Annotated in this window: 19 protein-coding genes; 5 read left to right on the forward strand and 14 right to left on the reverse strand. The window is 40.2% G+C overall.

Features of this window, described 5'->3' with window-relative positions; all coding sequences use genetic code 11:
• Positions 1-44 precede the first annotated feature (44 nt).
• Positions 45-545 (reverse strand): hypothetical protein, encoded by a 501-nt coding sequence (locus tag ASG01_RS15895; RefSeq protein WP_131725339.1) that lies wholly within the window; start codon positions 543-545, stop codon positions 45-47.
• A gap of 43 nt (positions 546-588) precedes the next feature.
• On the opposite strand from ASG01_RS15895, the gene dinB reads away from it, so the two are divergent.
• The gene (gene dinB, locus ASG01_RS07755; RefSeq protein WP_055862422.1) at positions 589-1,680 is read left to right on the forward strand and encodes a DNA polymerase IV; all 1,092 of its coding nucleotides are present in this window, start codon (positions 589-591) and stop codon (positions 1,678-1,680) included.
• 32 nt (positions 1,681-1,712) lie between these two features.
• On the forward strand, positions 1,713-3,185 hold the full coding sequence (locus ASG01_RS07760; RefSeq protein ID WP_055862423.1) for an alpha-amylase: 1,473 nt from the start codon (positions 1,713-1,715) through the stop codon (positions 3,183-3,185).
• A 2-nt stretch (positions 3,186-3,187) separates the two neighbouring features.
• On the opposite strand, the gene ASG01_RS07765 is transcribed toward ASG01_RS07760, so the two are convergent.
• Positions 3,188-4,495, reverse strand: coding sequence for a carboxylesterase family protein (locus ASG01_RS07765; RefSeq protein ID WP_055862425.1), 1,308 nt, complete (start codon positions 4,493-4,495; stop codon positions 3,188-3,190).
• A gap of 149 nt (positions 4,496-4,644) precedes the next feature.
• On the opposite strand from ASG01_RS07765, the gene ASG01_RS07770 reads away from it, so the two are divergent.
• On the forward strand, positions 4,645-5,700 hold the full coding sequence (locus ASG01_RS07770; protein ID WP_082498331.1) for an NAD(P)-dependent alcohol dehydrogenase: 1,056 nt from the start codon (positions 4,645-4,647) through the stop codon (positions 5,698-5,700).
• Between the two features lie 891 nt (positions 5,701-6,591).
• Positions 6,592-7,338 (forward strand): DUF6261 family protein, encoded by a 747-nt coding sequence (locus ASG01_RS07780; protein ID WP_055862429.1) that lies wholly within the window; start codon positions 6,592-6,594, stop codon positions 7,336-7,338.
• Between the two features lie 93 nt (positions 7,339-7,431).
• On the opposite strand, the gene ASG01_RS07785 is transcribed toward ASG01_RS07780, so the two are convergent.
• The 6 genes from ASG01_RS07785 to ASG01_RS07810 all read right to left on the reverse strand — a co-directional run bounded on the left by ASG01_RS07785 (position 7,432) and on the right by ASG01_RS07810 (position 11,180).
• Positions 7,432-8,175, reverse strand: coding sequence for a T9SS type A sorting domain-containing protein (locus tag ASG01_RS07785; RefSeq protein WP_055862432.1), 744 nt, complete (start codon positions 8,173-8,175; stop codon positions 7,432-7,434).
• Positions 8,176-8,177: 2 nt separating this feature from the next.
• Entirely contained in the window at positions 8,178-8,702 is a 525-nt protein-coding gene (locus ASG01_RS07790) for an ankyrin repeat domain-containing protein (RefSeq protein WP_055862433.1), read from the reverse strand.
• The gene (locus ASG01_RS07795) at positions 8,699-9,244 is read right to left on the reverse strand and encodes a YceI family protein (RefSeq protein WP_055862436.1); all 546 of its coding nucleotides are present in this window, start codon (positions 9,242-9,244) and stop codon (positions 8,699-8,701) included. The genes ASG01_RS07790 and ASG01_RS07795 overlap by 4 nt, the downstream gene beginning before the upstream one ends.
• Positions 9,245-9,253: 9 nt before the next feature.
• Entirely contained in the window at positions 9,254-9,595 is a 342-nt protein-coding gene (locus ASG01_RS07800) for a hypothetical protein (RefSeq protein WP_238584526.1), read from the reverse strand.
• Positions 9,596-10,438: a DUF5777 family beta-barrel protein gene (locus ASG01_RS07805; protein WP_055862438.1), complete on the reverse strand. Its 843-nt coding sequence runs from the start codon at positions 10,436-10,438 to the stop codon at positions 9,596-9,598.
• Positions 10,439-10,514: 76 nt separating this feature from the next.
• On the reverse strand, positions 10,515-11,180 hold the full coding sequence (locus tag ASG01_RS07810) for a Crp/Fnr family transcriptional regulator (RefSeq protein ID WP_055862440.1): 666 nt from the start codon (positions 11,178-11,180) through the stop codon (positions 10,515-10,517).
• A 424-nt stretch (positions 11,181-11,604) separates the two neighbouring features.
• Between ASG01_RS07810 and ASG01_RS07815 the strand changes: the two genes are divergently transcribed.
• Entirely contained in the window at positions 11,605-12,144 is a 540-nt protein-coding gene (locus ASG01_RS07815) for a hypothetical protein (RefSeq protein WP_131725340.1), read from the forward strand.
• Positions 12,145-12,199: 55 nt separating this feature from the next.
• Here ASG01_RS07815 and ASG01_RS07820 read toward each other — a convergent pair whose 3' ends face one another.
• The 6 genes from ASG01_RS07820 to ASG01_RS07845 all read right to left on the reverse strand — a co-directional run bounded on the left by ASG01_RS07820 (position 12,200) and on the right by ASG01_RS07845 (position 24,715).
• Positions 12,200-12,508, reverse strand: coding sequence for a DUF3467 domain-containing protein (locus ASG01_RS07820; RefSeq protein WP_055862444.1), 309 nt, complete (start codon positions 12,506-12,508; stop codon positions 12,200-12,202).
• Positions 12,509-12,586: 78 nt separating this feature from the next.
• A complete protein-coding gene (rpoC, locus tag ASG01_RS07825) occupies positions 12,587-16,852 on the reverse strand; it encodes a DNA-directed RNA polymerase subunit beta' (protein WP_055862446.1) in 4,266 nt (1,421 codons plus the stop codon).
• An 84-nt stretch (positions 16,853-16,936) separates the two neighbouring features.
• Complete coding sequence (gene rpoB / locus ASG01_RS07830) at positions 16,937-20,758, reverse strand: DNA-directed RNA polymerase subunit beta (protein WP_055862891.1); 3,822 nt, start codon at positions 20,756-20,758, stop codon at positions 16,937-16,939.
• A gap of 386 nt (positions 20,759-21,144) precedes the next feature.
• On the reverse strand, positions 21,145-21,675 hold the full coding sequence (locus ASG01_RS07835) for a hypothetical protein (RefSeq protein ID WP_055862448.1): 531 nt from the start codon (positions 21,673-21,675) through the stop codon (positions 21,145-21,147).
• Positions 21,676-21,698: 23 nt separating this feature from the next.
• The gene (locus ASG01_RS07840) at positions 21,699-23,987 is read right to left on the reverse strand and encodes a beta strand repeat-containing protein (RefSeq protein WP_131725341.1); all 2,289 of its coding nucleotides are present in this window, start codon (positions 23,985-23,987) and stop codon (positions 21,699-21,701) included.
• A 68-nt stretch (positions 23,988-24,055) separates the two neighbouring features.
• Positions 24,056-24,715 (reverse strand): hypothetical protein, encoded by a 660-nt coding sequence (locus ASG01_RS07845; protein ID WP_055862452.1) that lies wholly within the window; start codon positions 24,713-24,715, stop codon positions 24,056-24,058.
• Positions 24,716-24,760 lie beyond the last annotated feature (45 nt).

Genomic DNA, 24,760 nt, shown 5'->3' on the forward strand with positions numbered 1-24,760 from the left:
GGCTTTGATCTGACTGTATCTTTCATCATTCCGATACGTACAGTTCATTCATTACCCGAGGCGTACAGTTGGCTTTGCGAGACGTACAGTTGGTTACCCGATACGTACAGATGACTTTGCGAGGTTTCCAGTTGGTTTTGCGAGGTGTACAGATGGTTTTGCGAAGCGTACAGATCACTTTGCGAAGCATACAGATCACTTTGCGAAGCGTACAGTTGGTTTTGCGACACGTACAGATGACTTTGCGAAGCGTACAGATGGTTTTGCGAAGCGTACAGATGACTTTGCGAAGCATACAGATGACTTTGCGAAGCGTACAGATGACTTTGCGAGGCATACGTTTTGCGACACGTACAGATGACTTTGCGAAGCTTCCAGTTGGTTTTGCGAGGCGTACAGTTGGTTTTGCGAAGCGTACAGATGACTTTGCGAAGCGTCCAGTTGGTTTTGCGAAGCGTCCAGTTGGTTTTGCGAAGCGTCCAGATGACTTTGCGACACGCACAGTTAGTTTTGCGAAGCGTACAGTTCCCAAAATATCTTTTCATCACCACTTCCGGCACTCAGAAAATGAATCCTTATCTTTACCTAATGGATTCTGAGACGCGCAGCCGCAAGATTATACACATCGACATGGATGCTTTCTATGCCTCTGTGGAGCAGCACGACAATCCCGAACTTCGCGGAAAAGCTCTGGCCGTGGGCGGTGGCGAGCGTGGCGTAGTGGCCGCAGCAAGTTATGAAGCCCGGAAATACGGCGTGCGGTCGGCGATGCCCAGCAAAACAGCGCGCCAGAAATGTCCGCATCTTATTTTTGTTTCGCCGAGATTTGCGCGGTACAAAGAAATTTCAAAGCAGATACGTGAGATTTTTTACGAATACACCGATCTCGTAGAGCCGCTTTCGCTGGATGAGGCGTATCTCGACGTCACAGAGAACAAAAAAAACATCACCTCAGCCAATGATCTCGCGAGAGAAATACGGCAGAAGATTTTTGAGAAAACAGGTCTGACCGCTTCCGCCGGGATTTCGGTAAATAAATTCTTAGCCAAAGTGGCTTCCGACATTAACAAACCCAACGGACAGAAAACCATTCATCCCGATAAGATCGAAGAATTTCTGGAAAATCTTCCGGTAGAAAAATTTTACGGCGTCGGAAAAGTAACTGCCAATAAAATGTTTACGCTTGGCATTTTTAAAGGAAAAGATCTGAAAAAACGCTCCCTTGAAGACTTAGTAAGATTGTTCGGGAAATCCGGAAGTTATTACTACGATGTGGTGCGCGGGATTCACCGAAGCGAAGTGAAGCCTAACAGAATTCAGAAAAGTGTGGCGGTAGAACGTACTTTTTCTGAAGACCTTCTTGAAGAGCAGCAGATCTACGAGAAACTCAGCAGCCTTAGCGAAGAACTGCAGCAGCGGCTTCAGAAAAACAATATTCTCGGAAGATCGCTTACTTTAAAAATAAAATACAAAGACTTTTCTCTCTACACTCGCAGCTTCACTCAGGAAGAGTATTTTACCGCTGCCGAAGAGTATTTTAAAACATCAAAAAAACTCTGGGAATCGCGCCCATACGACAAAGCGGTACGATTATTGGGCATTTCGTTGTCGCATCTTAACACCGATGAGAAGAAACAGATCTCGGTACAGCTGAAAATACCTTTTGAGGATTTTGAGTAAGCTTTAAGCAAGACACTAAACCAATTTACGATATGAACCCAACAATGATTCAGTATTTCCACTGGTACACAGAAGGAGAAGGAAAACTATGGAACCACGCCAATGAGCAGTCACAATATTTAGCCGATCTGGGAATCACAGCAGCCTGGTTTCCGCCAGCATATAAAAGCAACAGCGGCGCTGTGTCTGTCGGTTACGACGCATATGACATTTATGATCTTGGCGAATTTGATCAGAAAGGCGGTATTCCCACGAAATACGGAACCAAAGACGAATATCTTAAGGCGATAAAAGCTTTGAAATCTAAAAACATTCAGGTGATCGTAGACATTGTGCTCGGACACAAAGCAGGCGGCGATGAACTGGAGAAATTCAAAGTGGTAAAAGTTGACGAAAACAACCGCGAGAAAGTAATTTCTGATGTAATGGAAATTGAATCCTACACCAAATTTACATTTCCAGGGCGGAAGAAAAAATATTCAGAATTTGAATGGAATTTTACGTGTTTCAGCGGTGTAGATTATGCGGAAGGTCAAGACACTGCGATCTACAAAATACAGTCGGAGTGGGGAAATGACTGGGAAAAAATGATCGATGATGAAAAAGGAAATTACGATTATCTCATGTTTAATGATGTAGAGCACCGGAATCCTTTTGTACGCGAAGAACTGAATAAATGGGCAGAATGGTATCAGCAGCTTACCGATTTTGACGGTGTACGATTAGATGCCTTAAAACATATTTCATTTGAGTTTTATAAAGAATGGCTCACCATGTTGCGTGCTAATTCCGGGAAAAACATTTTTGCTGTTGGTGAATATTGGGCGCCTGGCCAGCTAAGTCTTTTACAGCGATACATTGATGCGACCGAAGGCTGCATGAGTCTTTTCGACAGCTCGCTTCAGAATAATTTCTGCACCGCCTCCAAACTTGGTGATGGGTACGATTTAAGACAGATTTTTGAACAGACTTTAACCAAAGCTAATCCGCTGCATTCCGTAAGCCTTGTTGCAAACCACGATACGCAGCCGCTTCAGGATCTTGAAGCGCCCGTAGAAATCTGGTTTAAACCTTTGGCGTATGCACTTATTCTGCTTCGTGTAGACGGTTACCCTTGTGTTTTTTATCCCGATCTGTACGGCGCGCATTATGTGGATAAAGACAAAGAAGGAAATGATCAGGAAATATTTTTAAATAAAGTGGAAGGCATTGAAGAACTTCTCAAAGCCAGAAAAGATCATGCATACGGCACGCAGAGAGATTATTTTGAAGATGCCAACTGTCTCGGCTGGACGCGTGAAGGCGATGAAGAACACGAAGGCTGCGCGGTCGTTATGAGTAATAAAGAAGCTTATCACAAACCAATGGAAATGGGCGTTCGCTATAAAGGACGAACTTTCTACGATGCACTTCACCACTTTGAAGAGAAAGTCACGGTTGATGAAAACGGCTGGGGAACTTTCCCGGTGCCGGCAGGAAATGTAAGCGTCTGGCTCCCGGAATAGTTTTACATCTCTTTTACGTAAAGAATTTCAGGAACTGATAAATTTTCATCCAAAGAACCGCTCTGAGCAAACGCTGCCCAGAGCGTTCTTATTTTTTTACCGTGCCTTTCGATGTATTCCCAAGGGATATTATGGAGAATTTCAGCGTCTTTCCAGGCTGATTCGTTTCCAAAAACAAGTGGCAAGTCGATGGCATGAGCAGCAGCAAAAGGTGCATTTTGAAATTTTGAAAAAATACGGTACAGATAAACATTGCCGCCAGCCAAAGCGAGATTTTCAGCAAATTGTTTTGCCGGATTTCCGTAAATTCGTTCAGTTGTACTGCGGATGGCTTTTTCTAAAAATGTTTTCTTCAAATAATTCTGTTTCGAATCTGTTGAGCGCAGATAAAACGAAGTTTCTTTATCATTTAAACCAATCAGAACATCAAATTTTCTCGCAGCTTCCTGCCATTTTTTTTGGGTTTCTTCTTCCTTACAGAGCGGCAGAAAACCATACTGCACACCAAAAGGCATCAAAGCTTTCAGACCAAATTTATACACCGGTGGAATGTTTTTCCGGTATAATTCAATCATCGCATCGTAAGAATCTTCATTTTTAAAATTTTGTGTGGGACGAAGCATTTCGGCTGACATTTTCTGCCTCTTAAAACCCAGTCCCAAAGGTGCACTTTGAATAATTACCCGCCGGAAAAGATTCTCCGTACCCTCCGAAATCATCAGATGCGCTACTGCGTCGCCACCGGAAGACTGCCCGAAAAGCGTAATGCTTTCTTCGTCACCTCCAAAGAATTTAATATTATTTTTAATCCAACGCAGCGCTTCGGTGATATCTAAAAGTCCGAGGTTGGCCGGCCGGTTTTCTGTGCCGCCGAGAAACCCAAAAAGTCCGACGCGGTAGGAAACCGTTACGAAGATCACCTTTTGCTCTTTCACAAAAACGGTAGGATCGGCAGTGGAAAGATCTCCGCAGCCGAGTTCGTAAGATCCGCCATGAATCCAAACTATGACAGGGATTTTCTTTTCCATATTCATATTTTCAGGACAGTAAACTGACAGAAACTGGGGTGATTCATTCACTTCAAAAATTTCAGGATCGATCTTCCCAATCATTTTTTCTAAAAGCGGACTGATCGCCTGGGGACAAACCTGCGTTTTTTCCGGAAGATTCAGATAGGATTCTGAATGCGGCATCGCCTCCGGTTTCTGAAATCTTTCAGACGTCGCGTAGCGGATATTTTTTGCCGAAAGAATATCGTTTCCGGATTGTAATTTAATAATACCAGTATTTGTTTTGACTTCCGTTTTCAATTTTTTAAGATGAAATTTAAATTAAATTGAGATTTCCACAGGTTTTAAAACCGAACTTCATATTAAAATTAAGGATAAAAAATTATTTAAGACAGAAAAACGTGATGTCACGATTTTTGCATACCATGACGCAGTTTAAAAAATCAAAAATGAACACAACTACTGTGAAGGCTTTCGGTACAGAATCGAAGGAAGCCGATCTTAAAGAAATGAATATAGAACGCCGGGAAGTGCAGCCAAACGATGTGGAAATCGAAATCCACTATTGTGGCGTTTGCCATTCTGATCTGCACACTGCACGTAATGACTGGGGCGGAAGTAAATATCCTGCCGTTCCCGGACATGAAATTATCGGGAAAATAACCAAAGTTGGAAGCAGCGTTACCAAATTTAAAGAAGGCGATCTTGCGGGCGTTGGCTGCCTGGTAGACAGCTGCGGAACGTGCGAAAGCTGCAAACAGGATCTTGAACAGTACTGTCTGAACGGCTCCATTCAAACCTATAACGGAAAAGACGAATTTTTGGGCGGTCATACTTTCGGTGGATATTCTCAGAAAGTGGTGGTAAGCGAAGATTTTGTTTTGAAAATTCCTGAAAACCTCGATCTGGCTGCCGTGGCTCCACTTTTATGTGCAGGAATTACGACCTGGTCGCCGCTGAGACACTGGAACGTGACCAAAGATTCTAAAGTGGCCGTTGTCGGATTGGGCGGTCTCGGTCACATGGCGATCAAACTGGCAAAAGGTCTTGGTGCTGACGTGACTTTGTTTTCGCGCTCACCGGACAAAACGGAAGATGCCAAAAAACTGGGTGCTGATGCGGTGGTTATTTCTACCGATGAAGAGCAGATGAAATCGGTTGCTGGGAAATTTGACCTCATCATCGACACGGTTCCTTATGATCACGACGTGAACCCTTATATGGCGACGCTGAATGTAAACGGCACCAATGTTTTGGTCGGGTTTATCGGGAAAATGGAAGATGCACTTTCTACTCCGCCTATGATTACGGGACGCCGTTCGGTTGCCGGTTCTATGATCGGTGGCATAGCTGAAACTCAGGAAATGCTGGATTTCTGTGGCGAACACAACATCGTTTCAGATATCGAAATGATCAAAATGCAGGATATCAACGAAGCGTATGAGCGTATGCTGAAAAGCGATGTGCGTTACCGTTTTGTGATTGATATGAAGTCTCTTTCATAAAATTTTTTTTGATATACATGAAAATGGCTGCTCTTTTGAGCAGCCTTTTTCTTTGTTTTATATATTGAAGATCACAATATATAATCAATCTCCATACGCTATCAATCCACTTTGCTGCTGTTCGGCAGCATTTAACAGCTGAGTCAGCTTTTTTACATCATCATCATTCAGCATTTGTTTACCTAAAATATTTTGACGCATATTTTTTATTTCAACACTTCCCCATCTGAAATTAGAGTAATAGTCATATCTCTTATCAACTACATCTTTCCTAAGTAAATTATAAAATGCGCTGTCATCAAGACTTCCAACAAATTTTAGCTCGAGTTATCTAGGGTATTTCGGTTTTTGTTGTTCATCTTTAATTAAATAGAAATCTAACATAACAATTATCTTTATTCGAAATTTAAAATTACACAACTTAACAGGAAATTAAATACTATTTCATTTTAATACAAAAAAGAAACAAACTTAACCAACAATATCTTACCGGTAAATATTTATAACAAATATACTTATTATACACATCCATCAATATATAAACAAAATTTCCACCCAAACCCAATCAACCTATCAATATTTTATTTAATTTTGATTCAAACCAAAAGAAAATAAACCGGCCAGATACCGGGTTTCCGGCTGAGAAAATGGGGTTAGACTTAGATACCGCGTATTTTGCATAAACTAAAAAAGGTTTGTCCCAAATCCGCGGGATTTTGCTCCATCCTAAAGTGGTTTGCCCCGGAAACTGAGGATCCGGCAATATCCTAAACAGGTTTGCCTCAAATCCCCGAAATCCTGCTCCATCGAAAAAAAGTTGGCTCCGGAAACTCAGTTTCCGAATGTAATATCTGATAAACTGTGTGTTTTAGTATAATTTTAAAACAATAAATGATGAAAAACAATCTTACTACACTGAATGTTTCCCGGCTTCACCACGCAGAATTCGGGCAGCTGATCGTTCGCTTCTTTGAAGATTTTTCTAAAGCCGGCCTGAATGCGACCACCGATGCCGATTTTAAAACAATGTTTGATGCTTTGCAGGATCAGATTCCGACATTTAACAGTGCGCAAAACCAGGTGCAGGCCAGTGAAGAATCGAAAGATATTGCGAAACTGGATGAGGTGCGCGATGATGCACTGCAAAATCTGCGCAATGCTCTGAAGCCGTACCGCAAAACCAACGATACCGAAGAAGCGGGCGCTTATCAGGCACTTTCGCTTCTCATCTCAGAGTATAAAGATGCTGAAGACGATTCTCTGGAAGCCGAAACCAATAAGCTGAATACGCTCGCCGACCGTCTTGAGTCTGCAGATTACACAGGTCACGTAACTGAACTGGGAATAGGCAAATTTGTGAGTCGACTGAAGAACGCGAATACAGAGTTCAACGAACTGTTTTCGCAGCGTTCGTATAAAACTTCACAGAAAGATGCTGTGAATGTAAAACTTCTCAGAAAAAACATGGCAGCAGATTACGACCAGATGATTAATTATGTCGCCGCGCTCGCTGCTGTGAAGAGCGGAAACTACTACAAAGACATCCTGACGGTAATCAATAACGGCAGAACATATTTTGCGGATACGGTTCTTGCCAGAAGAAAACCCGGAAATCCGCCTGCAAATCCTGTCGCATAACCATAATTTTTTCTGAACTTATCTGTTCTCTATTATCCAAAACATAAAAAAAAGCCACTTTTCAGTGGCTTTCATTATTTAATAACTTTAAAATTATTCTTTAATCAGCTTCTCAGTAAGCTGAGAACCGTCTTTCAGAGAAACCTCAAGATAATACGTTCCTGCAGGAAGTGAAGCAACGTTTATTTTGGAACCTTCCAAAACAAGATTATTGATTTTTCTGCCGGTCGCATCGTATATAACCACCGATTTTACCTTTTCAACATTTTTGAAAGTCACGCTTTCCTTCGCCGGATTCGGATACAAAACAATGCCCGCATTTTCTTTTACGGTTTCAGTTGTCCCTAGAGATGCACTGCGCGTCAATGTCGCGTAACCTCTGTTTCCGCCATGATATGTAAGTGAAGTTGATGATCCTTTTGCGAAGAAAATATTGAGTGTAGACGCAGAATTTGGGATGGCAAAATCTCCGGCACCGCCAGTCAGTGATCTTGTCGCAACAATGGTACGGATGCCTGAAGCTACGTTATTAGAAACTTCTGTCCAGTCTTGCGCTGCATCAGCAGTCGGTGTATTTCCAATGCCACTGAATGAGTAATCTCTGGTACTCGCAACATTGTAAATAAATCCATCAGAACCGTTTGCCATTCCAGACTGGCCAAAACCAATTCCAAGATACGTTGTATCAGATCCCGTAAGTGTAATTGTCACCTGAGAAGGTGTGGTATCAAGTTTTACGGTCATTCCGGTGCTTCCGAGATTTACGGTTCCCGTCGTGAATTGTGCAGATGCGATACCTGCAATGAGTAAACTTAATGATAGTAGAATTTTTTTCATATTCAATTTTTTAAAAGGTTAATTATTTCTTTGTTTTCAGATTTCAGAGCGTACTCAAAAGGCGTCACGCCCATATTGTCTTTCAATGTTTTGTCGGCTTTGTTTTTCAGGAGAAGTTCTACCAGTTCTCTGTTGCCGTTTTTCACTGCCCAGAAAAGCGGTGTCGTTCCGCTGCTGTCAGCAATGTTGGGATCAGCATTTTTCTTCAGCAAATGTTCCACAAGATCTCTGTTGTAGTGCATCGAAAGTCCGGCCAGTGCCGTTCCTTCCTGACTTTTATAATTGACATCTTTTACATTGTCGATCAGAAAAGCTGCGACTTCTTTGTTCCCGCGGTAACTTGCGAGTATGAGTGGCGTAAAACCGTTGTCGTTGGTTTCGTTGATGACGTTGGGATTTTTCTTCATTAAAGTCTGAAGCTCGGCAACCGTTCCGCTTCTTGCGATGTCAAAAACAGATTTTTCCTTAGACTGCGCGGCGTATAATCCGGAAAATAATATTCCGAAAATGAGAATCAGATTTTTCATTGTTTTAAAAGTGCATAATTATACTGTACGTTCACCGTCTCGGCCACTTTTTTCATCACCATTTTCGGAATTTTCACTTTAAAATCAGCTGATTTTGCAACAAAATTTCCCTGCATAAAAACTTTTCCGTCTTTAAGATAAACCGTCGCAGCTGAAGAAACATTCTGATCAACCCCATGGAAATTCAAAACGCCCTGCATCGTAAATTTCTGCGGTGTTGCCGTGAGTTTGCTTTTATCAAAATTTAAAAGTTTTCCTTTAAAGGTTGACTTCGGATATTTTTCGGTCTCGGCGTAGCTTTCGTTAAAATGCTCTTCCATCAGTTTTGTTTTAAAATGAAAGTTTTTCACCATAGAAACCGACGCAAAATCGCCATTGTCTGCATTGAAAATCGCTAGATTGTTATCATCCTGCGCGTACACATCTTCAAACATCGGCAGCGAAGCTTCAAAAGTTACCTTTCCTGTTTTTGAACTGTATTTCTGGGCAGATAAAATTCCGCACGAAAAAATGACCGCTGAGAGTATTAAGATTTTTTTCATAAGATTATTTTAATTTTCCTGAAGTCCGTCTGCTTTCCATTTTAAAATCGTGTTGATCTGCGTTTGAGAAAGTGAACTTCCCTGCGGCATCTTTTGCGGATCGCCGGTTGGTCTCTGTATGCGTTCTAAAATGATATCGATATTGGCTTTCACCTGCGCATAATTGGTGTATGGTTTGAAAGTCGTTGCTCCGTGGCAGCTCAGACAGTTGGCATCCATGATCGGTTTCACGTCTGCAGTATATTTTACCGTTTCCGTTATCTGCCTGTTATCTGAGATTTCTTCGTAGGTGCGGCTTTCACATGAGATGGCGAGCGTTGCCAAAATCATTATCAGTACTGTTTTTTTCATTTAAAATACTCTGTAAAGATTAAACCCAAAAAAGATCTGTCCTTTTTCCCATTTTCCGGTCGCATTGGTGAGATATCCGATGTCGGAATTTAGTTGGGAATTGGTAAAAAGCAGCTGGAAAACGTGCCCGCCGGTTTCGATATCCATTCCTAATGAAAGCGGATTTCTGTAAAAACTGTGGTTATCAAAATTCACAAAATATTCAGCGTTGATGGAAATTCTTTTCGAAATCTTATACCGTCCGCCAATTCCTGCCAAAAACTGATTACTGTCTTCAATAGAAGGTTCGTAAAGGTTTTTATGAACGTACGATGGCGAAAGCTGCAAAGAAAATTTATCATTAAATCTTCTCGAAATCAACGCCTGCGATAAATAGGAAAGCCTGTCATTAAATTTTAAAAACGGATAATTGTCTTTGCTTAAATCTGTATTCGCGGCAATTACATTATAGCCGACAACATCCACGGGAAAAGAATCGCTTTGATGCAGCAGTTTGTATTTCCCGGCAAGTTCCCATGTTTTAAGATTGGTTTCGCGGGCAATACTTAATGAAATGGCATCCGTCAAACCATAGACAGCGCCGAGTTTTGTCGAAGCATCATCAAGACCGAAAAATGTTTTGAAACCTCTGCTCACATCGCCGAAACGGTGTGCCACGACAAAATACCAGTCATTTTTAGCGGCAAGTTTTGTGCTTTGTCCGGTTACGATCTGTAATGCTTTAAAAGCGGGAGCTTCAATTTTATCAGGAGTAGAAATGGTGTCGATATCTTTCAGAAGATCATCCTGCGCGAAGGTAAAAACTGAGAAAAAAACCGACAAAAAGAGGAGCGTTTTTGTCATTAAAGTGGTATAAATATTTCTGACAAAATTAGGCACTCACGTATCTAAAACTTGGTGACAAAAGTCACGCATACCACTATTTTATTGTAATAATTTCTGTTACATCACCCTGTAAAATACTAATGCCGGATCTACTTTGAAAAACATCGCCTTCATTTTCCATTTTTTTTAAAATACGGCTGACTACTTCGCGGGAAGTTCCGAGCTTGGCGGCGATTTCGCGGTGTGTAATTTTAATGGGATTTAGACCTGTTGCGTCGATCTGCTGAGAAATATAATTGAAAATTCTTTTATCCAGTTTGTGAAAAACCGCATCGTTGATGGTATTCATCAGATCAGAAAAACGGCGGTCATATTCCACAAAGAATAATCGCGAAAGCTCAGGATAACGTACAAGCATACTTTGAACTACCCCTACAGGAATTACTAAAATCTCAGAATCTTCTTCAGCAACAATGTTTACGCGGCTTGTGTAGTTTTTGAAAATTGCAGAGAAAGTCATGAGACAACTTTCTGAAGGTTTTAGATAATAGTAAATCAGTTCTCGTCCGTCATTCAGAGTATACACTTTGAGCGATCCGCTGAGGAGAAAAAAAATATTTTTGATTTTATCGTTTTCAGAGATCACTTCGCATTTGGACTTTATGAAAGTTTTGACACCGGCATCTTCTATTTCCTGAAGGAAGCTGTCACCGAGAAAGCCAAATTTGTGTGCGAGAATATTTTCGCCTGATACGCTCATGATATTAAAATAAAAAACAAAGTTATATTTTTTTTGTAATTACTGACTTACACGAAAATAGATTTTTACGATTATTAAATCCACTTAAAATAATTTTGTTATGGAAAACCGTAAATAATTACTACAAAATATATGTATCTTGTTTTCCATTCTCTTTAACTAAAAAAACTTAAAAACTATGAAAAAGTATGCCGAAAAATCAAGATTGATTTTGCAAAACATTAACAACGAAATTGGGGTTGACTTCACACAATACAGTGATAATGAAGCAATAAACAAAATTGTAGAATTAATAAACATCCAAAAATATTCTTTACAACGCATCTAAAAACCAGTAATTTTTTGTCTTCTGTTATTCTTGACAGGATTCTGGCTTTTTACTTTCAACCTTTTTGGATATATATTATACGGAATACTTGGATCAATGTTATTTATAACGGTAGGTATATTTTTTGGTTTGATAATGCTGTTGAAAAATCTAAAAGCTGATCTAAAATATATCATAAACTCCGCTCTAGATCATACGCTTAATATCTGCAATGATTTTACGACGATTAATTCTAATATCAACAATGTGAAAAATCCGGCGGCAATGATTTTTCAAGGTGTTATTTCTGCTGTGATAGTTCCAAGCTTAACCAAGCATTTTGGAAAAGTTCCAGTTGCCGGTCGTTTTTTAATGAAAGGTTCAGATAAAGCGTTGACATTTGCAGTTTCGCAACTAAAACTTCAGGAAGATAAACTGATGGTCAGCGAATATATCGGGCGAGGGCACACTGTTATTGCCGTACGGATTGAATCTATCCAAAATTTCATCAGAACTTTCAATGTAAAGACTGATCAGTTTTTAAATTCATGCTTTTCACCAATACAGACTCCAATAAAAATTTCATTTTATATAACTGCAACTTTTACGTTCGTGTTCATATTGGGATGCTATTTTCTTCAGAACCGATTCTTTTAAAACAAAAACGTCCCGGATTTTCCGGGACGTTTTTTATTTTGATTAAGAAAATTTCTTATGCGTTTACATTGTTTCCGCCTAATACGAAAGGCTCAACTTCTTTGATTTCGCCAAACTGCTGCTCGTAGTTTGCGATGTTTTGCTGAAGTGCAGTAAGTACTCTTTTTGCATGAAGCGGCGCAAGAATTACTCTAGAACGCACGTTTGCCTGCTGTACTCCCGGCATAAGCTGGATAAAATCTACTACAAACTCAGATGGAGAATGGTTTACTAAAGCAAGGTTACAGTAAACGCCTGAAGCTACCATTTCGTTCAGTTGAATGTTGATGTTGTTTGGATCTTGATTTTGATTTTGGTTGTCCATTTTTTTTATTTAAAGTTTTATAAAGTTCAAGGTTCAAAAATAAATTAAAAGTTTGAACCCTGAACATTAAAATTAAAATTAATTAAGATCTTCGAATTCTTTTTTAGAACCTACGATCACGTTCTGATACTCCTTAAGACCTGTACCTGCAGGAATTCTGTGACCTACAATTACATTTTCTTTAAGACCATTCAGACTGTCTACTTTACCTGCCACAGCTGCTTCATTCAATACTTTCGTAGTTTCCTGGAACGATGCTGCAGACATGAACGACTTGGTTTGAAGTGCCGCTCTTGTGATACCCTGAAGTACCGGAGTTGCTGTCGCAGGCAATGCCTCACGTACTTCTACCAATGCCTGATCTTCACGCTTCAGTTTCGAGTTTTCGTCTCTCAGTTCTTTTGTAGTAATCATCTGACCTGGTTTGAATTCTTTCGAATCGCCAGCTTCAGTTACTACTTTGAGACCAAATACTCTGTTGTTTTCCTCAAGGAAATCATATTTGTGCTCAAGTGCTCCTTCTAAGAACTGCGTGTCTCCACCGTCTACGATAGAAACTTTTGTCATCATCTGTCTTACGATGATTTCGAAATGCTTGTCGTCGATTTTCACACCCTGAAGACGGTAAACTTCCTGAATTTCATTTACCAGATATTCCTGTACCGCAGTTGGTCCTTTGATTTTCAGAATATCATCCGGAGTAACTGAACCGTCTGAAAGTGGCGAACCAGCTCTCACGAAGTCATTCTCCTGAACCAAAATCTGGTTTGATAATTTTACCAAATAGATTTTACGCTCACCAGTTTTCGCTTCAACGATCAATTCTCTGTTACCTCTCTTGATTTTTCCGTAAGAAACTACACCGTCGATTTCTGTTACTACAGCTGGGTTTGATGGGTTTCTTGCTTCAAATAACTCGGTAACTCTTGGAAGACCACCCGTGATATCACCCGCTTTCGCAGATTTTCTCGGGATTTTGATCATTACCTTACCGGCTTTGATCTTCTCACCATCATTTACCATTAAGTGGGCTCCTACCGGTAAGTTGTATGCTTTCTGCTCAACACCTTTAGAATCTACCACTTTAAGCGTAGGTACCGCTTTTTTATTTCTTGATTCTGAAATTACTTTCTCCTCAAAACCTGTCTGCTCATCAATCTCCAGTTGGAAAGAAATACCTTGGATAATATCCTCGTACTCTACTTTACCTGAAGTTTCAGCGATAATTACCGCGTTGTAAGGATCCCATTTTGCAATAAGATCTCCTTTTTTCACGTGATCACCAGATTTCACGGTCAACTGTGAACCGTAAGGTACATTGGCAACCATCAACGGCGTTCTCACATCATTATCAGCAACCAATCTGAATTCTGTCGTACGCGAAACCACAACTTCTGCCTTGTTTCCGTTTTCGTCTTCAGAAGTAATTGTTCTCACTTCGTCCAGTTCTACGATACCGTCTCTTCTGGCAACAATTGAAGGGTTTTCGGACACGTTTGTAGAAACACCACCCTGGTGGAAGGTTCTCAATGTAAGCTGAGTTCCCGGTTCACCAATAGACTGTGCTGCGATTACGCCTACTGCTTCTCCCATGTGGATTTTCTTACCGGTCGCCAGGTTTCTACCGTAGCATTTAGCACAAATTCCTTTTTTGGTTTCGCAAGTTAGTGGTGATCTTACTTCTACCGCTTCGATTCCCAGTTCCTCTATTTTTTTCGCTAAAACTTCGTCGATGATCTGATCTGCATCAGCAATCAACTCGTCAGTTTCAGGGTCATACATATTATGAAGGGAAACTCTACCTAAGATTCTTTCAGAAATTCTTTCAACGATTTCGTCATTTTTCTTAAGTGCAGTAACTTCTGTACCTCTTAACGTTCCACAATCCTGTTCAGTGATGATTACATCCTGAGCAACGTCTACCAATCTTCTCGTTAAATAACCTGCATCGGCAGTTTTCAATGCGGTATCCGCAAGACCTTTACGGGCACCGTGAGTAGAGATAAAGTATTCAAGGATGGAAAGACCTTCCTTAAAGTTTGCAAGAATCGGGTTTTCGATAATTTCCGCACCGGTAGAACCAGCTTTCTGCGGTTTTGCCATCAAACCTCTCATACCCGATAACTGACGGATCTGTTCCTTAGAACCCCTCGCACCAGAATCAAGCATCATGTATACAGAATTGAATCCACCTTGGTCAACTTTCATTCTGCTCATGATCATTTCAGTTAATCCGGCGTTGGTGTTTGTCCAAACGTCGATTACCTGATTGTAACGTTCTGTATCTGTAATAAGACCCATGTTATAGTTGGCTCTGATTTCGTCTACCGTTTCAATAGATGTCGCAATCATTTTCTTTTTCTCAACAGGAACAACAATGTCACCAAGTGAGAAAGAAAGACCACCTTTGAATGCATTTGAATAACCTAAGTCTTTCATCGCATCAAGGAACTTCACTGTTGTAGGGAAGTCTGTATCTGCCAAAACCCGACCGATAACATTTCTTAATGATTTCTTCGTAAGAAGTTCATTAATATATCCTGACTGCTTAGGAACGATTTGGTTAAATAAAATTCTACCAACAGAAGTTTCAGCTAACTTAGTCGTGATTTCGCCGTTTTCTTTAATTGGAAGTCTACATCTTACTTTAGCGTTCAATGAAACTCTACCTTCAGCATAAGCAATTTCTGCTTCTTCCGGAGAATAGAAAGCAAGACCTTCACCTAAAACTTTTTTATCTTCTGTAGAGCTTAATTCTTTGGTCATGAAATAAAGACCCAAAACCATATCCTGAGAAGGTACCGTAATCGGAGAACCGTTTGCAGGGTTCAAGATATTCTGAGAGCCTAACATCAATAACTGAGCTTCCAAGATCGCTTCAGGACCTAACGGTAAATGTACCGCCATCTGGTCACCATCGAAATCGGCATTAAATGCTGTCGTTACCAATGGGTGTAGCTGAATCGCTTTACCTTCGATCATCTTCGGCTGGAAAGCCTGAATACCCAATCTGTGAAGCGTAGGTGCTCTGTTTAGTAAAACAGGGTGACCTTTCATCACGTTTTCAAGGATATCATATACCACAGGTTCTTTTCTGTCGATGATTCTCTTTGCAGATTTTACGGTTTTTACAATTCCTCTTTCGATCAGTTTTCTGATGATAAACGGTTTGTAAAGTTCAGCTGCCATATCTTTAGGAATACCACATTCGTGAAGCTGTAAGTTTGGACCTACAACAATTACCGAACGAGCAGAGTAATCTACCCTTTTCCCTAGTAAGTTCTGACGGAAACGACCTTGCTTACCTTTCAATGAATCCGAAAGTGATTTCAATGGTCTGTTTGATTCAGATTTTACTGCAGAAGATTTTCTTGTATTATCAAATAAAGAATCTACAGATTCCTGAAGCATACGCTTCTCGTTTCTCAAGATTACTTCAGGAGCTTTGATCTCCAATAATCTCTTCAAACGGTTATTTCTGATGATTACTCTTCTGTAAAGGTCATTTAAATCGGAAGTTGCGAAACGTCCTCCATCCAAAGGGACCAATGGTCTCAATTCTGGCGGTATTACAGGAAGCACACGCATGATCATCCACTCTGGCTTATTGATCATTCTCGTATTCGCACCTCTCAATGCTTCTACAACGTTTAGTCTTTTAAGAGCTTCAGTTCTTCTTTGTTTTGAACCTTCGTTGTGAGCTTTATGTCTCAAATCGAAAGACAAAGCATCTAGATCGATTCTCTTCAACAATTCTTCCACCGCTTCAGCACCCATTTTGGCGATGAATTTATTCGGGTCAGAATCATCAAGATACTGGTTTTCTGTAGGAAGAGTTTCCATGATATCAAGATACTCTTCTTCCGTAAGAAATTCTTTCTCATCGAAATCTGAACCATCTAATTTCTTCGCGATACCTTGCTGAATCACAACATATCTCTCGTAATAGATGATCATATCCAACTTCTTGGAAGGAATACCCAAAAGGTAACCGATTTTGTTTGGTAAAGAACGGAAATACCAAATGTGCGCAATAGGAACAACCAAACCGATGTGTCCGATTCTTTCTCTACGTACTTTTTTCTCCGTAACCTCTACACCACAACGGTCACAGACGATCCCTTTGTAACGAATTCTCTTGTATTTACCACAAGCACATTCGTAATCTTTGATAGGTCCGAAGATTTTTTCACAGAACAAACCGTCTCTTTCAGGTTTGTGCGTTCTGTAGTTAATGGTTTCCGGTTTTAAAACTTCCCCTCTGGAATCCTGTAAAATAGATTCCGGTGAAGCCAAACCGATGGTTATTTTATTAAAACGACTTGTTTTATTTTTATTTGACATTTGTTAGATTTTAAATTTTAGATTTCAGATTTTAGATTAACTTTTGAATGTTACCATTCAACATTTATAATTTAAAATTTAAAATTATTCCTCTAGTCTTACGTCTAATCCAAGACCTTGCAGCTCGTGAAGTAATACGTTGAAAGATTCCGGAATACCAGGTTCTGGCATTGCTTCTCCTTTTGCGATCGCTTCATACGTTTTCGCTCTACCAATCACGTCATCCGACTTTACAGTCAAGATTTCTCTAAGGATATTTGATGCACCGAAAGCTTCAAGTGCCCAAACCTCCATCTCACCGAATCTCTGACCACCAAACTGAGCTTTACCACCCAATGGCTGCTGAGTAATCAATGAATATGGCCCGATAGAACGTGCGTGCATTTTGTCATCAACCATGTGTCCTAATTTCAACATATAGATGATACCAACTGTTGCAGCCTGCGTAAATCTTTCTCCGGTACCGCCATCATAAAGATACGTGTGGCCGAATTGAGGTAAACCTGCTTTCTCTGTATATTCTGTAATCTGATCTAAAGTAGCACCATCAAAAATCGGCGTTGCGAAAGTCATTCCTAACTTCTGACCAGCCCATCCAAGAACAGTTTCGTAAATCTGACCGATATTCATACGTGAAGGTACCCCAAGTGGATTCAATACGATATCCACCGGTGTTCCGTCTTCCAGGAACGGCATATCTTCTTCACGAACGATTCTCGAAACGATCCCTTTGTTACCGTGACGGCCTGCCATTTTATCTCCAACGTTCAGTTTACGTTTTTTAGCGATATATACTTTAGCCAATTTCATGATCCCGGCAGGAAGCTCATCTCCGATAGAAATTGCAAATTTCTCACGGTTTTTCACCCCTTGAATATCGTTGAATTTGATTTTATAATTGTGAATCAACTGTTTGATCAATTCATTCTTATCGTTGTCGACCGTCCAGTCTGCACCGCTTACGTTTACATAATCTTCAACTGAAGTCAATAATTTGTGCGTGAACTTTATTCCTTTTCCGATGATTTCTTCATCTAAGTCGTTGGTAACTCCCTGAGAAGTTTTACCGCTAACCAAAGTGTTTAGCTTTTCGATCAAATTATTTCTCAACTCGTCAAACTTCGCTTTGTAAGTATTTTCAATCTCTTCAAGCTTCAGTTTTTCTTCAGTTCTCTTCTTTTTATCTTTGATATTTCTAGAGAACAATTTTTTGTCGATCACAACACCTCGCAATGATGAATCTGCTTTCAAAGAAGCATCTTTCACATCACCGGCCTTGTCGCCGAAGATTGCTCTAAGAAGTTTCTCTTCCGGAGTCGGGTCAGATTCACCTTTTGGCGTGATCTTACCGATCATGATATCACCAGGCTTCACGTCAGCACCGATTCTGATCATTCCGTTTTCATCAAGATCTTTTGTAGCTTCTTCAGATACGTTTGGAATATCTGCTGTAAGCTCTTCCATACCCAATTTGGTATCACGAACTTCAAGAGAATACTCATCCACGTGGATTGAAGTAAACCAGTCTTCACGTACAACTTTTTCGTTGATTACAATTGCATCCTCAAAGTTGTATCCTTTCCAAGGCATGAAGGCTACCACTAAGTTTCTACCAAGAGCCAATTCTCCGTTCTCAGTTGCATAACCGTCGCAAAGAACCTGACCTTTTTCTACCGTCTCACCAATTCTTACGTTTGGTCTCAAAGTAATTGTCGTGCTCTGGTTGGTTTTTCTGAACTTCGTCAGTTTATATGTTTTCGTAGCAGACTCGAATGATACAAGATCTTCGTCATCGCTTCTCTCATATTTAATGATGATTTTATCAGCATCTACGTATTCTACTTTACCTTTTCCTTCAGCATTGATTAAGATTCTAGAATCTTTGGCAACCTGCTGCTCAAGACCCGTACCTACAATCGGAGCCTGTGGCTTCAACAAAGGAACTGCCTGACGCATCATGTTTGATCCCATCAACGCACGGTTAGCATCATCATGCTCAAGGAAAGGAATCAATGATGCAGAAATACCGGAAATCTGGTTTGGTGCAACGTCGATCAGATTAACCTGTGAAGGCTCAACTACAGGATAATCACCATCCAGACGGGCAGTGATTCTGTTGGTTAAGAATCCTCCGTTGTCATCCAGTTCTACGTTTGCCTGCGCGATTACTTTATCTTCTTCATCTTCTGCATTCAGGTAGATAGGATCTGCATTAAGATCGATTTTGCTGTTTTCAACTTTTCTGTACGGAGTTTCGATGAAACCTAACGTGTTGATTTTTGCATAAATACCTAATGAAGAGATCAAACCAATGTTTGGTCCTTCAGGAGTTTCGATCGGACAGATACGGCCATAGTGTGTATGGTGAACGTCACGCACCTCGAAACCTGCTCTTTCTCTCGATAAACCACCAGGTCCCAGAGCAGAAAGTCTACGCTTGTGCGTGATTTCTGATAGTGGGTTGGTTTGGTCCATAAACTGAGAAAGCTGGTTGGTACCAAAGAATGAGTTAATAACTGATGTTAAAGTCTTCGCATTAACAAGATCAAGCGGAGTAAAGATTTCGTTATCTCTAACGTTCATTCTCTCTTTAATCGTTCTTGCAATTCTCGAAAGACCTACACCAAACTGACCTGCCAATTGCTCACCAACAGTCTTAATTCTTCTGTTTGAAAGGTGATCAATATCATCCACATCAGTTTTAGAATTTACCAGCTCGATAAGGTGTCTTACGATCGCAATGATATCTTCTTTTGTAAGAACCTCAGTTGTAGTCGGGATGTTAAGATTCAACTTTTTATTCAATCTGTAACGTCCTACTTCACCTAGAGAATATCTTTGCTCAGAGAAGAATAATTTCTCAATGATTCCTCTTGCAGTCTCCTCATCGGGTGGATCTGCATTTCTCAGCTGACGGTAAATATATTCTACAGCCTCTTTTTCTGAGTTGGTTGGATCTTTCTGTAATGTATTCTGAATGATAGAGAACTCGTTGCTGTTTTCTTTGTGAATCAAAATTGATTTCACACCAGCTTCAAGAATAAGATCTAAATGTTCCTTTTCAAGAACCGTTTCTCTGTCTAAGATAATTTCGTTTCTTTCGATAGAAACTACTTCACCTGTATCTTCGTCTACAAAATCTTCAAACCATGTGTTCAAAACTCTTGCAGCCAAAGTTCTTCCTTCTACTTTTTTAAGCGCAGCTTTAGAAACTTTCACTTCTTCAGCAAGATCAAAAATCTGAAGAATGTCTTTATCAGATTCAAAACCGATCGCTCTTAACAATGTAGTTAAAGGCAATTTTTTCTTACGGTCGATATACGCGTACATTACGCTGTTGATATCGGTTGTGAATTCCATCCAAGATCCTTTAAAAGGAATAATTCTTGAATAGTATAATTTTGTACCGTTGGCGTGGTATGTCTGTCCGAAGAATACACCCGGAGATCTGTGTAACTGAGTTACAATAACACGCTCTGCTCCATTAATAATAAATGAACCAGACGGAGTCATATAAGGAACCGGACCTAAATAAACATCCTGTACAACGGTCTGAAAATCTTCATGCTCAGGATCTGTACAGTATAATTTTAGTCTGGCTTTTAGAGGAACGGAATACGTTAAACCTCTTTCCACACACTCATCGATTGAGTAACGTGGTGAATCTACAAGATAATCCAAAAACTCAAGTACAAACTGGTTTCTGGAGTCTGTGATTGGAAAATTTTCCTGGAAGGTTTTGTGCAAACCTTCTTTCTTACGGTCTTCAGGAAGCGTGTCTAGCTGGAAAAATTCTTTGAAAGACTCTAACTGGATATCCAAAAAGTCTGGCGTGATAATTTTTCCTTTCGCCGTAGAGAAATTAATTCTCTCGTTTCCTTTAGTAATTGCTGTTGTTTTACTCATAAAACTTTTAAAGAAAGGGTTAAAAAATATTTTGATTAACAAAAATATCAGAAAGAACACCGGAAAAGATTAAAACAAAATAGGCGAAAGTGTTTTGGCGCACACAGAAGAGCCTGATTGTGATAACTTTAAACTGAATTTTCTTTCTAACTGCAACGCTGGTATATCTTTTCACAGCGTAATGCAAAATATTTTTAAATTTCGATCAGAACAAACAAGGCATATCTTAAACAAAAAATTCCCTTTCAGAAAATGAAAGAGCTGATTAAGAATGTTTTACAAAAAATATGTTGTTGTTTGCGCCAAAAGAACTGCAAATATACAACATATATTTCATTTATACAAAAATTAACCACTTCGTTTTGAAGTGGTTAATCTATTAAATATTACTGTTTCCAGAAAGACCAGAATTTGCCGTTGTATACAGCAAGCTGTTTATTTTTAACATCATAAACAATCATTCCCGGTGCAGGATTGTTAATATTAAGATGCGGACTGTCAACTTTCGGTAACACCATGGCTTTGGTCGTGTCTTCCAAAACTAAAATTCCCGGTGTGGCAGTCGGTGTTCCCACGCTTACTTTTGCTGTTGCTGCATCGCTTAGTGTATTTTGAAGAAGAGCACCATCTACGTTGGTAAGCGGATCAACAGTAGAACCGCCGGTATCGACAGACAAATCTTTCCATGCAGCACTATACCGCACTTTTATTTTTTTGTCTGAAAGGTCATAAACCATCGTACCGTTTACCGCTCCGGTAACCCCTGCAACATTGTCGACCCACGAAAGAACCATTCCTCTGTTGTCACTTCCAAAGTCTAGCGACGTGGAAGGATTTACAGTTGTCTTACCGATAGAAATTTGTGACAAAGCAAGCCCGGAAAGCGATAACATGAATATTGCTAAATAGTTTTTCATTACTGATTACGTTAAATTTTAAATTAATTAATCGGACAAGTCTGTGTATTAAAACATGCCCAGCCAGCTGGTGTACCCGTGGTATTCACCTGAAGACAGTCTAAAGTTATATTATAAACCATCATCCCTTCTATAAGATCTGCTGCTGGAATTGCTGCAATCTGTGTTGTCGTAAGTCTGTTTGGAACAAAACCTTTCGTTCTTGATTCAAGTACAGTCCACGCACCTTTTCTCACCATTGGCCAGTTCCCCTGATCTACACCGGCTCTTCTCAAAGCCGTAATTCCGTGGTTACTGTTTAATTGTCCTCCGAGAGTTGCTATAGCGGGCTTATAACAGAAACAGGCAGAAATTGCGCTGTTTTGCGAAGCACCGATAAGCTGACCAATAGTTCCTGCGCCGTTATCTGCCAGACCCCCAGGATTCACAAGATTCGGAATTCCCTGAGCATTTACACCACCGGTCGTAGCGATATTGATACTTCCGTTTGCGTTCAACTGAGAATTCTGAACATTTTCATTTCCTTCAATAGCATCAAAACAGTTATCGTTATCAGAATCCAAATCCAGGTAATTAGGAATTCCGTCGTTGTCTGTATCGGTATTACAATTGGCATTATAAACTCCGAAAATAATACCATGAGGATCATTTCCACCAGCAAGCGTCATTACGACAGACGCTACATTTGCAGGAACTAAAAAGAATGTATATCCTTGAGCTGTTCCCGTTGGTGTACTGGTAGAAAATATATTTCCCGTCGCTCCCTGCACAGGTGTCACGCCGTTCAGTAGAGAAAACTGGTTGGTATTAAAAACATTTACATTACTCGCCACAGTAAGCGGCACCGAAAATGTATTTGTAACCGACTGACCTTCCCCACCCAATCCTGCAATTCCGATGATATACTGATAGGAGTTATTGGCAGTGCTGATCGATGATGCGGTAACTCCAAAGTCAACTGAAAATGTTCTGGCAACAGTACCTACGATATCTAAATATGTAGTGGAAAAAGGAGCGGTCTGTACTCCATTTACGTTAGTTGTTGCTGTAGCAACTGGCGGAGTAAATGAATTCCAGGTGTTTCCCAGCCCGGTAGATGTTCTCGTTACGGTTACACCACCTCCAGGCAAGGTTGCTCCAGGAGGGACCAATGGAAATACAGCTGTGTTCAATGCATTTAAAGCAGTGATGCTGGTTGCGTTAATCGTTGCCATTGTAACAGTTGCCGTACATCCTTCGGCAGTATCCAAAATACCATCATTATCATCATCGAGATCGATACTATTCGGCACACCGTCAAAATCGGTATCAGCAATAACTGTCACAGAAATCGTAGCAGGAGCAGAAGTCGCAGGAAGATTAGCACCATCCAAAGTAAAATTATCCTGAATTGTATACGGAATCGTCGCTGTACCTACAAATGTTGAAACCGGTGTGAAAGTTACATTTCCGCCAGTCACCGTCCAGGTTCCCTGCGTATTTGTGAATGTCGTCTGAAAACCTTGTGTTGCAGGATCAAGATCAACCGATGTTAAATTTAAACTTCCGCCGGGATCAGAATCATTAGCAGTAACACTGAAAGTTACCGGAGCATTTTGCAAAGTATTTGCGGCATCAGCACCTGCAGTAGGGACGCCGTTAATCGCGTTTGGCGACACTGAAATCTGAACGGTCTCAGCATTCAAAAATCCGGCAGCATTGTTTGTGACTCCCGTCGCATTTGTACGCGCAGCAAATGTTAAATTATTTGTAGCCGCTGTCGCAGTAAATGTGACTTTTTGAGTCTGCCACGCATTTGTCGTAGTGGTCAGAATCTGCTGACCGTTACCTGTACCATCTACAGTTGTGGTAAAATTATCAATATATTTTCCGGAGTAGGCGAAATTACTGAATCCGGTCTGATTGGTGGCAGCAGTAAGACTGTAAAAATAAAGTTCGTAAACTCTACCCGTAACCAAAGTGGTAAGTGAAACTCTTACTGATTCTTCATTACCTGTCAAAGTTCCCAAATCTCTCAGAGAAACCCAGTTTGTATGAGCATTTGGAGGTAAAGGCAACGTTAACAGCACAGTTCCGCCGTTTGGCGTTGTCACCCAGTTTGCGCCTCCTCCGCTATTAGGGGATACGTTCGTAGATGCGACAGTCGCTGTAGACTTATCCGGGGTTCCAGAGACGAAAGTCCACCCTGTTGGTACACAGTTGTAACAGGTTACTGAATTGGTATTTGAAGGTAAAACAGTTTGTGCTTTTACTGAAGAAAATATAAATACTGATGATAACCAGCAAAAATTAATTATAGATTTAAATTTCATAAAATTATGTATTAGCTTATCATTCACTCAAGTGTTTAAGTGATATTTAATTTAAAAAAACGAAAAAATTAAGCTAATAAAGGAGGCGGTCGCTGCGAAAAAGCATCGCTGGAACAGTATGATAATGAAATTGTATTGTAATAATTTACTTCTATGTAATGAAACGACGAAAGCAGAATATTTTCATAATAAAAAACTTTCGAAAAAATTATTTTTGATAAATCGTGATGATTTAAAATAGAAAAATGCCGTATAGAGTTTCCTGTTGTAAAATAAGTATCTGAAGCTTCGTTGTGAAAAATTACCGACAGATTCTGTTTCGCTTTTCTGTCAGTGAGACTCTTCAGCTGCTTTGCCAAAGTTGCACTCATTAATTGGGTTCTGTTTCTGACAATTAAATGAGATTTCTTATTCTTTTTGACAGCAACTGTTCGGGAAGATTTCCCGGTAAGAATCGTGGTGCCGCTTTTAGAATTTAAAACAACAGCATTTTTTACTGTGATTTTTTTGGAAGCAATCTCAGCATTAAAAACCGCGTCATCAGAATAAATCTTTGCTCCGCCGGTAAGTACAATAGAAGGTGAATTGTTTTGCTCCTGAGAATCTGTGCTTTGAGCCGATAAATGCGAGACGAGGAAAAGCAGCAGCGAAAAAAGGCTTTTGCCGAAGAAACCGCCCGTGAAACGAATTTTTTTCTTCTGCGGAAAGAGTTTAGTTCTTGACTGCATATACACCGATATTTCCGGTGCAAAAGTAATACAAATTATTAAATT

The organism is Chryseobacterium sp. Leaf180, from assembly GCF_001424585.1.
Classification (GTDB): domain Bacteria; phylum Bacteroidota; class Bacteroidia; order Flavobacteriales; family Weeksellaceae; genus Chryseobacterium.

Coding starts and splice junctions, on each gene's coding strand:
- ASG01_RS15895 (WP_131725339.1), bottom strand. CDS start 545: ATGAAAAGATATTTTGGGAACTGTACGCTTCGCAAAACTAACTGTGCG.
- ASG01_RS07845 (WP_055862452.1), bottom strand. CDS start 24,715: ATGCAGTCAAGAACTAAACTCTTTCCGCAGAAGAAAAAAATTCGTTTC.
- ASG01_RS07800 (WP_238584526.1), bottom strand. CDS start 9,595: ATGAAAAAAACAGTACTGATAATGATTTTGGCAACGCTCGCCATCTCA.
- ASG01_RS07835 (WP_055862448.1), bottom strand. CDS start 21,675: ATGAAAAACTATTTAGCAATATTCATGTTATCGCTTTCCGGGCTTGCT.
- ASG01_RS07770 (WP_082498331.1), top strand. CDS start 4,645: ATGAACACAACTACTGTGAAGGCTTTCGGTACAGAATCGAAGGAAGCC.
- ASG01_RS07805 (WP_055862438.1), bottom strand. CDS start 10,438: ATGACAAAAACGCTCCTCTTTTTGTCGGTTTTTTTCTCAGTTTTTACC.
- ASG01_RS07840 (WP_131725341.1), bottom strand. CDS start 23,987: ATGAAATTTAAATCTATAATTAATTTTTGCTGGTTATCATCAGTATTT.
- dinB (WP_055862422.1), top strand. CDS start 589: ATGGATTCTGAGACGCGCAGCCGCAAGATTATACACATCGACATGGAT.
- ASG01_RS07795 (WP_055862436.1), bottom strand. CDS start 9,244: ATGAAAAAAATCTTAATACTCTCAGCGGTCATTTTTTCGTGCGGAATT.
- ASG01_RS07815 (WP_131725340.1), top strand. CDS start 11,605: ATGTTATTTATAACGGTAGGTATATTTTTTGGTTTGATAATGCTGTTG.
- ASG01_RS07790 (WP_055862433.1), bottom strand. CDS start 8,702: ATGAAAAATCTGATTCTCATTTTCGGAATATTATTTTCCGGATTATAC.
- ASG01_RS07760 (WP_055862423.1), top strand. CDS start 1,713: ATGAACCCAACAATGATTCAGTATTTCCACTGGTACACAGAAGGAGAA.
- ASG01_RS07780 (WP_055862429.1), top strand. CDS start 6,592: ATGATGAAAAACAATCTTACTACACTGAATGTTTCCCGGCTTCACCAC.
- rpoC (WP_055862446.1), bottom strand. CDS start 16,852: ATGTCAAATAAAAATAAAACAAGTCGTTTTAATAAAATAACCATCGGT.
- ASG01_RS07810 (WP_055862440.1), bottom strand. CDS start 11,180: ATGAGCGTATCAGGCGAAAATATTCTCGCACACAAATTTGGCTTTCTC.
- rpoB (WP_055862891.1), bottom strand. CDS start 20,758: ATGAGTAAAACAACAGCAATTACTAAAGGAAACGAGAGAATTAATTTC.
- ASG01_RS07785 (WP_055862432.1), bottom strand. CDS start 8,175: ATGAAAAAAATTCTACTATCATTAAGTTTACTCATTGCAGGTATCGCA.
- ASG01_RS07820 (WP_055862444.1), bottom strand. CDS start 12,508: ATGGACAACCAAAATCAAAATCAAGATCCAAACAACATCAACATTCAA.